The 14,196-nt window shown below is 58.2% G+C and carries 19 protein-coding genes and 1 pseudogene; 13 read left to right on the top strand and 7 right to left on the bottom strand.

The genetic code is table 11. The features are described 5' to 3' along the window. The 4 genes and pseudogenes from AB3Y40_RS20165 to AB3Y40_RS20155 all read right to left on the bottom strand — a co-directional run. A partial coding sequence (locus AB3Y40_RS20165; RefSeq protein WP_369440687.1) for a hypothetical protein occupies positions 1-388 on the bottom strand: 388 nt, incomplete at its 3' end. Positions 389-1,517: 1,129 nt separating this feature from the next. After that, a pseudogene (locus tag AB3Y40_RS20160) lies at positions 1,518-2,222 on the bottom strand (IS3 family transposase); the annotation flags it as partial. A gap of 48 nt (positions 2,223-2,270) precedes the next feature. Beyond that, entirely contained in the window at positions 2,271-2,393 is a 123-nt protein-coding gene (locus AB3Y40_RS20425) for a transposase (RefSeq protein ID WP_459554016.1), read from the bottom strand. A gap of 77 nt (positions 2,394-2,470) precedes the next feature. Continuing rightward, positions 2,471-2,671: a hypothetical protein gene (locus tag AB3Y40_RS20155; RefSeq protein WP_369440686.1), complete on the bottom strand. Its 201-nt coding sequence runs from the start codon at positions 2,669-2,671 to the stop codon at positions 2,471-2,473. Positions 2,672-2,996: 325 nt separating this feature from the next. On the opposite strand from AB3Y40_RS20155, the gene AB3Y40_RS20150 reads away from it, so the two are divergent. Both AB3Y40_RS20150 and AB3Y40_RS20145 read left to right on the top strand, forming a co-directional pair. Next, on the top strand, positions 2,997-3,440 hold the full coding sequence (locus AB3Y40_RS20150) for a transposase (protein WP_369440685.1): 444 nt from the start codon (positions 2,997-2,999) through the stop codon (positions 3,438-3,440). 228 nt (positions 3,441-3,668) lie between these two features. Then, on the top strand, positions 3,669-4,022 hold the full coding sequence (locus AB3Y40_RS20145) for a hypothetical protein (RefSeq protein WP_369440684.1): 354 nt from the start codon (positions 3,669-3,671) through the stop codon (positions 4,020-4,022). A gap of 119 nt (positions 4,023-4,141) precedes the next feature. On the opposite strand, the gene AB3Y40_RS20140 is transcribed toward AB3Y40_RS20145, so the two are convergent. The 3 genes from AB3Y40_RS20140 to AB3Y40_RS20130 form a co-directional block, all read right to left on the bottom strand. Beyond that, the gene (locus AB3Y40_RS20140; RefSeq protein WP_369440683.1) at positions 4,142-4,369 is read right to left on the bottom strand and encodes a hypothetical protein; all 228 of its coding nucleotides are present in this window, start codon (positions 4,367-4,369) and stop codon (positions 4,142-4,144) included. 168 nt (positions 4,370-4,537) lie between these two features. Continuing rightward, on the bottom strand, positions 4,538-4,795 hold the full coding sequence (locus tag AB3Y40_RS20135) for a helix-turn-helix domain-containing protein (RefSeq protein WP_369440682.1): 258 nt from the start codon (positions 4,793-4,795) through the stop codon (positions 4,538-4,540). A 124-nt stretch (positions 4,796-4,919) separates the two neighbouring features. Next, on the bottom strand, positions 4,920-5,180 hold the full coding sequence (locus AB3Y40_RS20130; RefSeq protein ID WP_369440681.1) for a hypothetical protein: 261 nt from the start codon (positions 5,178-5,180) through the stop codon (positions 4,920-4,922). Between the two features lie 203 nt (positions 5,181-5,383). Here AB3Y40_RS20130 and AB3Y40_RS20125 point away from each other — a divergent pair, with 203 nt between their 5' ends. From AB3Y40_RS20125 to AB3Y40_RS20075, 11 genes are read left to right on the top strand one after another with little or no spacing between them, the layout of a single operon-like run. After that, a complete protein-coding gene (locus tag AB3Y40_RS20125) occupies positions 5,384-5,737 on the top strand; it encodes a hypothetical protein (RefSeq protein WP_012187321.1) in 354 nt (117 codons plus the stop codon). Between the two features lie 43 nt (positions 5,738-5,780). Further along, positions 5,781-6,395: a lytic transglycosylase domain-containing protein gene (locus tag AB3Y40_RS20120; RefSeq protein ID WP_369440680.1), complete on the top strand. Its 615-nt coding sequence runs from the start codon at positions 5,781-5,783 to the stop codon at positions 6,393-6,395. After that, positions 6,392-6,688: a TrbC/VirB2 family protein gene (locus tag AB3Y40_RS20115; protein WP_369440679.1), complete on the top strand. Its 297-nt coding sequence runs from the start codon at positions 6,392-6,394 to the stop codon at positions 6,686-6,688. The genes AB3Y40_RS20120 and AB3Y40_RS20115 overlap by 4 nt, the downstream gene beginning before the upstream one ends. 2 nt (positions 6,689-6,690) lie before the next feature. Then, positions 6,691-6,969, top strand: coding sequence for a VirB3 family type IV secretion system protein (locus tag AB3Y40_RS20110; RefSeq protein WP_369440678.1), 279 nt, complete (start codon positions 6,691-6,693; stop codon positions 6,967-6,969). After that, positions 6,959-9,334: a VirB4 family type IV secretion/conjugal transfer ATPase gene (locus AB3Y40_RS20105; RefSeq protein WP_369440677.1), complete on the top strand. Its 2,376-nt coding sequence runs from the start codon at positions 6,959-6,961 to the stop codon at positions 9,332-9,334. Before AB3Y40_RS20110 ends, AB3Y40_RS20105 begins: the two co-directional genes overlap by 11 nt. Beyond that, entirely contained in the window at positions 9,331-9,498 is a 168-nt protein-coding gene (locus tag AB3Y40_RS20100) for a hypothetical protein (protein WP_369440676.1), read from the top strand. The genes AB3Y40_RS20105 and AB3Y40_RS20100 overlap by 4 nt, the downstream gene beginning before the upstream one ends. 55 nt (positions 9,499-9,553) lie before the next feature. Further along, entirely contained in the window at positions 9,554-10,642 is a 1,089-nt protein-coding gene (locus tag AB3Y40_RS20095) for a lytic transglycosylase domain-containing protein (RefSeq protein ID WP_369440675.1), read from the top strand. After that, positions 10,642-11,451, top strand: coding sequence for a type IV secretion system protein (locus tag AB3Y40_RS20090; protein WP_369440674.1), 810 nt, complete (start codon positions 10,642-10,644; stop codon positions 11,449-11,451). The genes AB3Y40_RS20095 and AB3Y40_RS20090 overlap by 1 nt, the downstream gene beginning before the upstream one ends. Before the next feature lie 14 nt (positions 11,452-11,465). Continuing rightward, positions 11,466-12,122, top strand: a complete 657-nt coding sequence (locus AB3Y40_RS20085; RefSeq protein ID WP_369440673.1) for a VirB8 family type IV secretion system protein — start codon at positions 11,466-11,468, stop codon at positions 12,120-12,122. Position 12,123: 1 nt separating this feature from the next. Continuing rightward, the gene (locus tag AB3Y40_RS20080) at positions 12,124-12,819 is read left to right on the top strand and encodes a TrbG/VirB9 family P-type conjugative transfer protein (RefSeq protein ID WP_369440672.1); all 696 of its coding nucleotides are present in this window, start codon (positions 12,124-12,126) and stop codon (positions 12,817-12,819) included. Continuing rightward, positions 12,816-14,195, top strand: a complete 1,380-nt coding sequence (locus tag AB3Y40_RS20075) for a TraB/TrbI/VirB10 family type IV secretion system protein (RefSeq protein ID WP_369440671.1) — start codon at positions 12,816-12,818, stop codon at positions 14,193-14,195. The genes AB3Y40_RS20080 and AB3Y40_RS20075 overlap by 4 nt, the downstream gene beginning before the upstream one ends. Position 14,196: the final 1 nt, after the last annotated feature.

Here is a 14,196-nt window from a genome sequence, read left to right as displayed (position 1 = left end):
TGGCATCGGTTTCCAACATAAAGAACTTGCCCTCACCCCAGCCAGCATCCTGCGATCCGGCTTGAACCTTGTGCGAGCTCTCGAAAACTTCTGTCGAGCCATCCTTGAAAGTCACCTCGTAGCGATAAGCGATATCGTTGGTCGAATCCGAGGTCGTCAGAACAACCGCAAGCGTGTTGTCTGGATTGACGGTGACATTACCTTCGACCGGCGGGTCGATGATCTGGATGCTTGCAATATCATCATGATCGTCTGGCGTGACCTTCAGCACACGTCCTGCGGTCGCATCGGGGCCAACGATCTTGGTCAGATCACTTATGTCCTGCTGTTCAGCAACTCCAGCGTTTTTGTCCAAGGAACAGTCAATACCAAAATCTTGAAATTTCATCGAGTTCTCCAAACCTGCTTTGACATCCAGAGCGACGCTCGAAAGATGATGAGCTAGTCACGTTTTGCGTTATTCTCGAAAATGCTTAATCAAGTGTGGACCGGGTGATTTTGGGAAGTCGCTTCGGCAAACTCAGGATCAGCCTCGCTGACGGTGCGCCATTCTTCTTCACAGGTCTCTTGACAGCCCTGGCAATAGGTAGCTGCCCCAAGGAGGAGAGGCTCCGACCGATTCCGACATTCGACAAAGCGAAATCGAGGATGTCGAGGAAGAACCAACGTTCAAGGCAAATGTCCCGTTTGAAGCATCAAAAAGGAAGTTCACCGTCGACAGCGCGTTCTCTACGGCTTAGGGCCCCACTGATGATCTGCAGATCGGTATAGGAGAACTTTCATGTGCATTCGATAGGAGCCAACGCAAATCATCAAGGCGTGCAAAATACGCAGCAAAAGCGCTGAGTAGCGTGATTTACTCGGCGCCCTATTCCACGCGCAGGAGCAGCTTATTTGTTGGCAATAATCCGAAGAAACTTTCCGTTCGCCAGGACAACAGATTTTGCCGATAACGAAGTTGAGTCGTTCTTTTCGCCGAAATGCGTCTTGAGGGTCGAACTGACAAACTATGGACTGATGAAGCCCCCCCAGAAATGGCTAGTTGTGGAAAGTACTACGATCGGACACTCTATCGACCTTCGTCAGATTTGAACGGCAATCATGTGCCCTACCGCAATCAATTCTGTTGATCATTGCTTGGACTGCTGTAGTTGCGAAGTTCATCGAAGGATTGACGCAGCACTTATTGGTCGAGCGGTTTGTTTACGAATCGGTAACCATTTTTATTGACAAGATACGAACTCGACTTGCTGTAACTAGATCACACTTGCTGGGGAAGATTATGAATAACCACGGATGGATCGTCAGTGTTCTTGAAGATGTTGCGTGTTATGCTGAAAGGAACAATTTGGACAAGCTCCAAGAAACATTGAGGGAAGCACAAGCTGTTGCGGTTGTTGAAGTCGGCTGCGAGGCAATTAGATATCCAAATTCTGAACACCCACGGATACAAGTTGTCAAATAGCTCATGAGGTGAGCGGCTAGTCTAGCCGGTGGCGTGAGACCCGTTTCCTTCTCTACTTTGAGGTAGAGTCCGTACTAGCGAACTGAGGTGCACCTAGTTTGCCAGTCACCTGCCTTTTCCAGTTTGCGCCGTCTTTTTTATAGTCAACGGGTGACAGCATGCCGTTGTTCGTGTGCTTACGTTTTGGGTTATGAAACAATTCGATGTACTCAAAGACGTCTCGCCGCGCTTCCTCGCGTGTCCGGTATTTCCGCCGCCGAACCTTTTCCCGCTTCAGCAGTTGAAAGAAGCTCTCGGCCACCGCGTTGTCATGGCAATTGCCTCTGCGGTTAATCGAGTGTTCCAGATTGTGTTCGCGAAGGAACGCGGCCCATTCGCGGCTGGTGAACTGGGTACCTTGGTCGGAGTGGATCAGCAGGCAAGTCTCGGGTTCTCTGCGCAAGATCGCCGTCTGCAAAGACTGCACAGCAAGTTCTTATGTCTGGCGAGATTGAATTGCCCAGCCAACAACACGCCGCGAGAATAGATCGATGACGACACAGAAGTAGGCAAATCCCTCGTGTGTCGGTAGATACGTAATGTCTGTCGCTCATACGCAATCCGAGGTGTCGACGGCGAACTGATGATCCAGCGTGTTGTCCTCCACGACAGAGGGCTTTCCACCTTAAACGCCGGGCTTCTTCTTGGAGCCAATCTACGCCTGAATGCCCGCAGTCCGAGCCAGACGAGCAACGCGGTTCTCGGAAACGACCTCGCCCTCGTGATCAGTCTGCTTTTGTGGCTTCGCGAATTGCGCCATCCACGTTTACAGCGACTTCGCGCTGATCCCGAGGCGCCTAGCAACATCCTTGACCATATATCCACGCTCCGTGACCCGCGCCACTGCGTCGTTCTTGAGCTCATCTGAGTAGCGAACTTGCCCTGACATTTGCATCTTCCTTTGCTTCCAAAATTACCAAGCAAAGCGTCTACAAATTTAGGGGCACCTCAGGGCTAGCTCACCAGTCACTTCGAGAGAGCACGTTCTCGGGTCGGGCGACAAATGACACTCTGTTCAACTTTTTGCTTCCTTTTGCGTATCTCAATGAGTTCATTCTCAGCAATTCTTCCAAGTTCCTTTGCAAGCAACTCTCGCGCATCTCGAACAATGACGGCACATACTTCTTCTTTGTTCTCGCGAAAGAAGCTCTCCAGATCGTGGAGCATACTTATCGTCCATAGAAATTGATTCAACTTCGTTTCTCCACGAGAACACAAAATGTGGTGCGCCTGACCGCTGTGTCGCTGGTCTAATATCCGCCTCTATGCTGAATAAATCGTAAAATTTTGGTGCCTAACTCGCGGAGCTAGGATTTTGCCCAGCGGTTTCCCAAGAAACGAGCAGTTGGCACAGAAGCTTCCTTGGAAATACGCCTCGAAATGATGGTCACTCACCAACGCTGAAGTGTCTGGGATCAGCGCCTTTGGGTCCAATTAGGTCAATTTGCTGAGAGAGGGTTTGTTTCACATCGTAACCACTGAGGAGTGGACGATGAGAAAGACAACGAAAGGCCATAGCGAGAAGATCGTCAAAGACATCAAGCGCGCCACGAGTAAACAATATTCATCTGAAGAACAGATCCTGATCGTACTGGACGGCCTGCTTGGTGAAGACAGCATTACTGAGCTGTGTCGTCGAGAAGGCATCTCTAACGGCATTTACTACAAATGGTCCAAGGACTTCATGGAAGCTGGCAAGCGGCGTCTGGCAGGCGATACATCCCGCGCAGCGAACGCTGACGAAGTGAAAAATTTGCGTGGTGAAGTCCGCGATCTGAAGGAAGTAGTTGCAGAACAGACGCTGAAACTCCGTTTGCTCAGAAAAGTCTATTCGACGGTGGGGGCAACCCGAATGAGATATGTTACATCTGAGAAGCTGAAGATGGTCCATTTGGTCGAAGGATCGCATCTGTCGGCCCGCCGAAGACTGGCCTAGTTGGATATCCCACGCACCACATTCTGTCGCTGTTAAGATAGGTAACTGCAGCATGGCGAAGCTGGCCTGAAATATCAATCTTCAAAGCCACAGCACGTTTGGAACCGTGTTTCTGACGAGGTAAAGCGTAAGGTTGTCAATTTCGCCCTGAAGCAAACAGAGCTTTCGCCGCCCGCGCTAGCCGTCACATTCACCGGTCAAGAACGTTACTTTGTCTCGGAAACCACCGTGTACCGCGTGCTTAGGGCGCATGATCTGATCACAAGCCTCACCTACATCGTGCTCAAGGCGGTCAATGAGTCCAATTTCGTACGGTCCATCTGCGTTATTGATGTTCGGTATGCGCGACGGCACGAATCCAGTCGTGATGGTGATTGCAACCGTAGCGCCACCGTGGTCCTCGGCACTTATGGCATCCAAGGCGACTTCGCTTGGCAGAGGTCTTCCGTAACCGCCCTTCAAGCCGACGATGTCGGTCTTGAACGATGGGGCCAGAATTACCCTGGTATCTATCACCGATCCGTGTTCGTCGATTGGCGGGACTACGAAGGCAACCACGGCTTCGAACAGGTGAACTACTGACCCGAAACCAAACGGCTCGGACTGTAAGTCCGATTTCGCAGGTATGCGCGATGCAACCTCGCACACCTAATCTTCAAAAGGCAGCTTGGCATTTCAAAAAGCGCCGCGGGATGCCCACCTCACACCCCTTCGTCTCTTCCGACCCGCGTCAATCCGTTGAAGTCGATTTCCTGCTTCTGTTCTTCAGTCAGATCCGGCCAGATTTCCGATACCGGCTTGGGCCCATGGACGTCCCACATCACCACATTCGCGCCTGTAGTCCAGCGATAAACCCAACCAACAATGCTGTGCCCATCGGTCCCGATCAGATTTGCGATCGCGACGCCTTCACCTTTTTCATCGTTCACTGTTTACGGACTTCCTGCATTGTGGCTCTGATTTTGCGGCATGGTGTCATAAGGCGCTCACTCGCGCCGCAGGCCGCACGTGGTGGATGTTGGCTAACTGCTCTTCATTGAGATAGCTGATCTCACGAGGGGACATCCAAAGCGGTACGCCCCAAAATTATATTGCTTTCAAATCTTGTGGTCGGGCTCCGTGGCGGCTTCAACGATCGCCAGAACCTCGAACGGGTCAATACCGATGGCGCGCGCCAAAACGACCAGTTCGACAACGTCGACCCGACGCTGACCACTCTCAAGGCGAGCAATAAAGGACTGGTGGCATCTGAGCCTGTTTGCCAGATCTTTCTGACCAAGGCCCGCTCCAACACGGGCGTCGACCAACGCACGGACGAGCGCCAACTGGCCTTTGCTTCTGATTGTTTTCGCCACGCGTCACATACCTTTTGTGACGTCGCTAGCGGATGAAATCTGTTATCTAAAAAGTAGATTTTTGAGGGTGTTATCGGCGTGTGGTTTCTGTTGAGTGCAAGTCTGATGCACACCCAATCCCCCATCAATCCCCCACCAATTCGAGAAACCGACCGTAGTCCTGGCTGACGTCGCGGGCTTCTTCGAAGGCACGCGCACGCTCCTGCTCAAGGCAGCGGAAGTACTCCTGAATGTCCGTGATGTAGACCTCGAAGTCCTGCCGTATGATTTTGGCGTAGTCTCGGGCGGCCTGCGAATCGCTTGGAACGAATGGTCGGACCGGGGCGAAACAGGATCCGGCCTGGCTTGCGACCGGAGCGAGCATCAGCACGGCTACAGCCTGCATCTTCACCCATCGGCTCAACCGCAGGTTTCTGAAACCTCTATTTTCCTTGATAGACGCCAATGGCCGTGCCTAGAGTTTGAGTAACCGAGATACAGCCGTATCTGCTGTATTATATCTTGCGGTTGAAAATATACTATCGTAACTCTGGGCTTCAAGTGGGAATGCCCGGGTGTTGCGCGTTTGAAGAAAGCGTGAGCCGGGCCATGAACTGGGACATCGAAGCACCAAATGTGGTTACGGAAGCACGTTTCCGCGAACTCGTGGAAAGTGGCTATAGCGCTGAAATCCTGTGCCAGGAGTCGGCACACAAGAAGGGCCCGAGTTATTACGGGGTCTGGATCATGCGTGTCGTCTCTGACGAAGGCGTGGAAAAACTGCTGGTCACGGCCCGTACCCGAACGACCTACAACGACATCAAGATCCGCGAGTTCAAGACCATTACGGGCGTCGTGTCCTTCCTCATCGGGATCGGCTTCTCCCATGCCGATGTCCCGCTCGAAGAAGGCCAGCGGACGACCCACAAGCTGGCTGCGACCGACAAGGGCAGCAGCAAGTAGCCTTATCCTTTTCTGGTATCTCGCTGGTCCAGCCACTGCACAGATGGTGCTGGTCATGGAGAGCGATGGCTCTCTGACCCCATCCCGCTCCCAAGACAGCTTTACGCGTAATTACAATGACGGCATCGGTCAGGGGTCCGCTGCTGATGAGCTGGCGATCCTCGGTGAGACTGACCTTGGGTCAGACGAAATCCAAGTTTCCGTCCTTGCGCGGCCTGCTCCCCTACCCAGTGCCAGTGTTCTTACTGCCATCGAAGCCACCGCCCTTCGCTATGCCGGGCATCCCGGGCTGCGCCGCGCGGACCTTTCAGTCAGAGATTGGTTGTTGCTCTATCGCTCCAATATCGAGGTCGAAAGCGCCTACCGACAGGAAGCGGTCTCGAGCGCTGGCGCAATTGGCCTTGGGCAGTTGATGCCCGCGACGGCCCGCGACCTCGGTGTCGATCCGCGTGATCCGCTGCAGAACCTCGACGGTTCCGCTCGTTACCTCGCGATGATGCTGGAGACGTTCGGCGATCCGCGTCTTGCCCTCGCAGCCTACAACGCCGGCCCGGATGCAGTGCGCCAATACGGCGGCATTCCCACTTACCGAGAAACCCAGAACCACGTGGCCCGCGTCATGGCCGTCGTGGCCCGATTGGAAGGATCAAATTCATGAGACAAATTTCAAATCTCTTTGTCGCAAGCTTGGCGCTCTTCCTACTGATTGCCGAACCGGCCCTCGCGCAAAGCATCGACCTCTCGCCGATCCAGAGCCTGCTACAAGGCATTGTCGATGCGCTAACAGGCCCGCTCGGCGTTGTCATCGCCACACTCGCCGTTCTCGGAGTCTTCCTCAGCTGGTTCTTCAACATTATCGATCTGCGCCAGGCGCTCTGGGTGCTTGTGGGCATCGCTGGCGTCGCCGCTGCCCCCACAATCGTTGCCGCGGTGTTTGCAGGGGGACCATAATCGTGGCTGAGCGCTCGCCCCTCTTTCTTGGCCTCGTGCGCCCGCCCAAGCTTCTGGGCCTGCCCATCATGTACGCGATGGTCTGGCTCTTCGGCTCGGTGCTGCTCTTCGTCTGGGTGCAGCACATCGCGGTACTGGGCGTGGCCGCCCTGCTCTATCCCGTGCTTTGGAAGGCCGCGGACTGGGATCCGCGCTTCATCGATGTGATGATGACGACGCTGCAGGAGACGCCACCCACGCGAAACCGTAGCATCCATTGCGGGGACAGCTATGCCCCGTGATGAAGCCCGTGATGCTGCGCTCGACCCCCGCACAATGACGCCGGACTGGTACGCGCGCGAGACCCGGCTTGCGCATATGCTGCCCTATGTGAGCCTCGTCGACGACCAGACCGTGCGGACACGGGTGAACGAACTCTTCCGCTGCATCCGGCTCGACGGGGTCAACAGCTACACGACGGATGATGCCTATCTCGACAAGGTGACCGCTCTATTTGCCCGGATCATCGCGCAGCTTGGGCCGGAGTTCAGCTACTACGTCCACAAGGTCTCCAAGGCGATCGTGCCGGATCTCGAGCCCGTGCGCGAGGACAGTTTTGCAGGAGACGTTGACCGGCTTTGGCGCGCGAAACTGGTGAGCAGCGGCCTGCGCGACAAAACCTTGACGCTCACCGTCATTCATCGCCCGCCTCCGAAAAGCGTCCTGCCGTTTCTCAATCGCAGCGCACCGGATCGTCTCAAGGAGGTGACCGAGAAACGTCTGCGTCGCCTTGGCGAGGCCGTAAGTGTGTTCCTGTCAGGCCTGACCGAGCTGAATCCGCGCGTGCTAACAGCCGAAAGTGGCGAGTTGATCGGGTTGCTGGGAGCCCTCAACACTGGCCGGGAGCTGCCGCTTTATCCGGCCAATACCTACGGCTTTTTGTCCTTTAACGTCGCCAATACCCGCGTGACGTTTCAAGGCGATCACTTCGAGCTCTCCGAAGGCGTCGTGGGGCATCGCTACGGCAAGAGCTTCACCATCGGGGAATATTCCGAGGCCACCTCCTGCACCATGTTCGACATGCTGAACCTGCCGGTCGACATGATCGTCACCCATTCGTTCACACCGATCAATTCGAACCTCATGGCGGGTCGGATCAAGCGGCAAAAGCGCCAGATGCAGGCCTCCCAGGACGCGGCCCTGTCGCTCATGGAAGCGCTCGACATCGCCGCCGATGATCTCGAGTCCAAGCGCCAGAGCTTCGGCGAACACCACATGGTCGTGACGATCTTCTGTGACACGCTCGACGAGCTGCAAACGCTGAGCGCCGAGATCGTCAACGCGGCCGCCGCCGAAGGCGTGAAGATGATCGGCGAGCGCGTCGCGGCCAAGGCCCATTACCTCAGCCATCATCCTGGCAATCAGCCCAAGCGCGTCCGTGCCAGCGCCATCACCAATCGCAACTTCGCGGATTTCGCAGCGTTTCATCGGACCCAGCTCGGCAAGCCTGCCTCAAAAACACCCTGGGGTCGGGTCATCACGTATCTGCCCACGCCCGAGCAGAGCGCATACCGGTTTTCCTATCACGAGCAAGGCAGCCCCGAGAAAGAACCGACCAGCGGGCATACCCTGATCATGGGGCGGCCCGGGTCGGGCAAATCGGTGCTTTCCGCATTTCTCATGACGCAAGCCCGTCGAGCAGGGGCGCGGATCTTCGTCTTTGATTACCGTCTCGGTATGGAGATGGCGGTCCGCGCCAATGGCGGGCGCTATGCGTCCCTGAAAGCGGGGCAGCCCACAGGCCTCAACCCGCTCTGGACCGAAACAGATGCGCGCGGCACGGCATGGCTCTCGGACTGGCTTGCCACCCTGCTCTACCGCGCCGACAAGCCGCTCACGCCGGCGCAGACCAACCGCATCCAGGAAGTCGTGCGCCAGAACGCACAGGCCACAAACCCGGCCTTGCGGAACTGGCGGGATTTTGCATCGCTGTTCGTCTCGACCGATGATGGCGGCGATCTGCACCAGCGCCTGCTCGAATGGACGGAAGAAGGCCGCTACGGCTGGATATTTGGCCAGACGTTGGAAGACACGTTCTCGCTGGAAGGCGATGTGGTTGGCTTCGATCTCACCGGGATTCTCGACAGCGAGGCGGAAAAGGAACGCATGGCCGTGCTCTCCTATCTCTTCCGCAGGGTCGAGCGCGAGATCGAAGACCGCCGTCCCACGATCATTGTTATCGACGAGGCCTGGAAAGCGCTCGATAACGCGTATTTCGCCGAGCGGCTCTCGAACTGGCTCGTGACCGCGCGCAAGCAGAACACCGTCGCGGTGATGATGACACAATATGCAAGCCAGCTCGAGCGCACCCGAACCGGCAAGACCATAGTCGAGGCCGTGCCGACGCAGATCCTGCTCCCGAACATCCGCGCCCATGCGTCCGACTACGCGATGCTGAACCTCTACGAGAAGGAACTCGATGTGCTTCTCAACACCGGCAGCTACAGCCGCCTTGCGCTCATCCGCGATGACCAAGGATCGATCGTCGTCGATGCCGATCTCAGCGCTCTCGGGCCAAATCTCACCATCCTCGGCGGCATGGAAAAGGGACAAGCGCTGGTCGGTGCTGACTACCGTGACCGCCCCGATTTCTGGAGGATTTCATGACACGCATTTTGTTGTTTCTCGCCGCGCTCGGCGCCTTGGCTTCTTGCGCCCAATATCAGGAACCGCAGGTCAATTGCTTTACCTTCTTCGCCGCGACGGCCCCTGTTGCACCAGATTGCACCTTCACTCCCCTTGGCACACCGGAGGGTGACGTTGAGGTCTAAACTGCCCCATATCCTAACTCTGTGCCTGCTGCCCGGTCTCGCCCTATCCCAAGGTGTGCCGAGCAATGACAGCGGGCTGACCGCGCGAGATATCATTGAGACCGGCGATCGCGAGGCCGACCTGGCGGTCCAGGCCGACAAGCTTGCCGCGCGTGAACTCATCGCCGAGATTGAACGCGAGCAATTGGCCACCTTGCAGCGCATCCTAGATGCCCAGACAAGTTTTGGCGGTCAGGGCCTGCCGGCCATAGTCTCGGGGCTGGAAAGTGGCAGCGGTGACCCGGACCGTTCCGTCGAGGCCGTCTATGGCAATGCCGAATTCGATCCCAACCCCGGCGGCGCACAGATGTTCGGGGATGCCTCCGAGAACATCGAGCAGCTCATCATCCGCGTCGCCCAGGAGACCAGCGGCTTTGCGGGCGTAGAGCGTGCGGGTCTCTCGCCGGTTCAATGGCGGGCTTTGCTGCAGGCGCTCATCTGGCAGGAAAGCCGGTTTACGATTGGGGCACGGTCTCCCGTTGGCGCTTTTGGTCTCACCCAGATCATGCCCGGCACCGCCATCGACCTTGGCATCAACCCGGAATACTATGACAGCCCCTACCTTCAGGTACATGGCGGCGCGCGTTACCTCGCGACCCAACTCAATACCTTCGATGGCAACATCATCAACGCGCTTGCCGCCTATAATGCCGGACCCGGCCGCGTGTTCGAATATGGTGGCGTGCCGCCCTTTGCCGAGACCCAGCACTACGTTCAGGTCATCCCCGAACGCTACAATCTTTATCTGAGCCGCATCGGCGTGATCGAAGCGCTCGGCACGATCGATCCGGCGCTTCTCGCCAATGCGAACCTCTCGATCACCGGGCACGGCGCGGCTTTCTATGGCAACAACGCGCCCGCCGCGATCAAGCAGGCGGCACTGCGCATCGCGGACATCGTTGAGCGGATTTCCGAGACCGAAGACGTTCAAGAGAGCATCGCGCTCAACACCTATGCTCGCGCCGAACTCGTGCGCCTCGTCGGAGCCCGCATCCGGCTGCAGGCCGCCCGCACCCGCATCCTTTCCGCCGAAGAATTGGCACAGGCCAGCGCGCGTATGGCCGAGGGCGCGTTCATGGAATTCACGATCAGGGAGATTGAATGATGAGACCTCTACTCATGAGAACGGCCTTGGCCACGACGCTTGGGATTGGCCTGCATCTTGGCACCATGTCCCCTGCCCTGGCACAAGGCGTGCCCGTCGTCGATACCCAGAACATCGCACAAAACATCCAGCAGCTCCGGCAGATGATCGAGGACGAGATCCTGCAAAACGAGCAGCTGACGCAGCTCCGCGAACAGCTTGCGACACTCACGGAACAACTTGGCGAATTGCAACGGACCTACGAAGCCCTCACCCGCCTCGCCGAGCTTCCGGAAATCATCCGCACCGAGATGGAGGACGAGTTGAACGGCCTGCTCGACCAGGAATTCGGAGACATCCTCGCCACGATCGAAGCCATCAAGACGGGTGACTTTTCTGGCCTCTCCGGTTCCGGCGCGGGCGAGATCGAAACCCAGATGGACCGGGTGCTGGCCGATCTCGGCTTTGACGATGATGCACTTTCGGAAATGGCTACGAGCGGCAATCCCGGTGCCAATCGTGTGGCCACACAAGCCACGACCGGCGCGCTCGTCTCGGCAGCAGCGCAGAACAGCTATGAGGATGCCGGCCAGTCACTGGAACGCGTCGACCGGCTCGTGGGGCTCATCGATGACATGGATGAGCTGAAGGAAAGCGTCGATCTCAACACGCGCGTGACGGCGGAATTGGCCATTGCCCTCGTCGCCATGTGGCAGCTCGAAGCCGTGCAAACCGTGGGCGACGGCACGGGCGGCGTGATCGACGCCGCCACCATCGCTGAGGAGCAGCGCTTCATGGATTTCACCTTGCCGGACCTACGGGCAGACTGATCGTGGGGGCATGAATGGTGGCGAGTGAACAAGAAATCATCGAGGAAGAACTGGTCTACGGCGCCTTGCGCCGCGAACGCCTCTGGCAACGCCTTGGCCTGATGGGCCTTGTCTTCGGTGTCATCGGCTGTCTGAGCGCCGCGGCTGTCTCGATCCTCGATGTCGACCCGCCCCCCGTCGTTGTCCCCTATGATCCCGCCACCGGCTTTGCACTCCCCGAAGCCTCGGTCGGCGCCTCCTCGGTGACCGCCAACCAGGCGATCATCGAGGCGGAAGTCTTCCGCTACGTGACCGACCGCGAGGTCTACAACCAGCTCGACAACGATCTGCGCATCCGCCGCGTTCTGCGCCGTTCGGATGGTGCCGCCGAGAGCGGGTTGCGCCAGATCTGGAACAGCGCCAACGAGAACTACCCGCCCACGGTCTATGGCCCGAATGCCCGGCTCGACGTGGAAATCCTCAGCATCAATCGGATCGGCACAAACCGCGCCACGGTCCGGCTGCGCAAGCGTCTGACATCCATCAATGGCGTCCAGACGGGGCTGTTTACCGCCACGCTCCTCTTCGAGTTTCGCCCCGAGACCCGCCGCTCCATCGATGAGGTCTGGACCAATCCTTTTGGCTTCACGGTCCTCGAATATTCCATCCGCTCCGACAGATTGGAGAACTAGTTTGATCAGTAAGTTCTTTGTTGCTGGCCTATTTTCCCTGCTGCCAGTCCTTGCCTTCGCGGAAGCCATTCCGCGCGGTGGCCCCAATGACAGCCGCGTGCGCTTGGCTACCTATCAGGAAGGTCAGGTCTATCGACTGAATGTCTCGCTCACCCATGTGACCACGGTCGAGTTCGGGGAAGGCGAGAGCATCCGCTCGATCATCGCAGGCGACACGGAGGGCTTCGAGATCGACGGCGTGCCGGGCGGCCAGGCCTTCGCGATCAAGCCCGTCGCGCGCGGTGTCCATACCAACGTGACCGTCTATACCAACCGCCGCAGCTACTACTTCAACGTCCAGGAGACCCGCAGCCCGACCTTCTACGTGGTCCAGTTCCGCTACCCCGAAGACAATGCACGGCCCACACGTGCCATCGCGGCCCAGGCCCCGAACCACAATTACGGTGCCAGCGCGCGCACCGAGTTCACCCCGACCCGCGTCTGGGATGACGGGACCTTCACGTATTTCGAATTCCCGCGGAACGCGCCGGTACCCGCGATCTTTCGTTACGCGAATGGCCGCGAGCGGACGGTCAACACGCAAGCCACCGAAGACGGCGTGATCCGGGTCTCCGGGGTGAACCGGCAATGGGTACTGCGGATCGGGGACGAGGTGGTCTGTATCGAGGCCACACCGCCTGCGGGGGTGGGATCATGAGCGACACCGGAAACGCAGACCTCGAGAAACGTCTCGCAACCCTCGAGCAAGGCAAAGGAGCAGGTTCGCCCCCTGCCCCGCGACGCTCGCCGCTGCTCGCACTGGTCGTCGTCCTCGCGATCGGTGCCGGCGGTGCCTTGCTCTATCTCCTGTCCCAACCCGAGGAAGAGGAAGCCTTGCCCACGGCCACGCCAGACGTGTTCCAGAACGAAGGCGACGGGTTCGGCGCGATCGAGACCCTCCCCCCACCCGAGCCCGAAGTCGTTCTGGTCGCACCGGAACCGGTGGAACCGAACGCCGAGCTCTTGGCACAACTCGCCGCCCTTCAGTCCCAGATCGAGGAGTTACGCAACGCGCCCGAACCCGTCGTCGAAGAAGATACCGCAGCCGCCGAAGCCATTGACGCACTGACAGCGCAGATAGCCGCCTTGCAGGCCGCGTCGGAAGCCGCTCAGCAGCAGTTCCGAGACGAGCTCACGGCGCGCGATCGCGAGCTGGAGCAACTCCGCATGGACCTCGAACTCGCGCAGCTCGAGGCCAATCGCCCCCTTCCGGCACCCATCGGACCCACCGAGGACGAGCTGCGCGCGCGGGAAGAAGAGCGGCTGCGCCGCGAGGAGGAAGCAAGACGGCTGGCGGAACTCGAACGCCGCGCGGCCGAAGAACGCGCGTTTCAGGAACGCCGCATCGCCTCGCCCACCATCGCCTTTGGCGGCACCTCCGGCGCAAATGAGACGGCGTTAGCCGAGCGGACTTTTGGCGAAGTGACGGATTTCGTTCTAAACGGCGCGCTGCCCACTTCGGTGACGCAAGCAGAGGTCATCGCCAATCCGTCCAACACCATCATCCAGGGCACGATGATTCAGGCCGTCATGGAAACCGCCCTCGACAGTTCCCTGCCCGGCCAAACCCGGGCCGTTGTTTCCGAAGGTGTCTTCAGTTTCGATGGCTCCCGCCTCCTGATCCCGCGCGGGTCCCGTCTCATTGGGCGCTATCGCTCCGGCGTCGATATCGCGCAGCGCCGGGTCACCATCGCCTGGGACCGGATCATCCTGCCCGACAATCAAACCATCCAGATCAGCTCCTTCGGAGGTGATGAACTTGGCCGCTCCGGCGTGACCGGCTTTGTCGACACCCGGTTTGATGAGCGCTTTGGTTCGGCAGCGCTGATTTCCCTGATCTCCGCAGCCCCAAGCGCCGCCGCCGCAAATGTTCAGGAAGAGACCACCGCAGATGTGCTCGAAGACGTGGGCGATGATCTTGCCGACGCCACGGACAGCGTGATTGGCGACTATCTCTCCATCGGCCCCGTTATCTATGTCGACCAGGGCGCGCGCGTCACGGTGATGGTCGACCGCGATCTGGAGATATTCTGAG

The sequence above is a fragment of the Yoonia sp. R2331 genome (assembly GCF_041103235.1).
In the GTDB taxonomy this organism is placed as follows: domain Bacteria; phylum Pseudomonadota; class Alphaproteobacteria; order Rhodobacterales; family Rhodobacteraceae; genus CANMYO01.
This window is presented reverse-complemented; position numbering and strand designations above follow the sequence as displayed.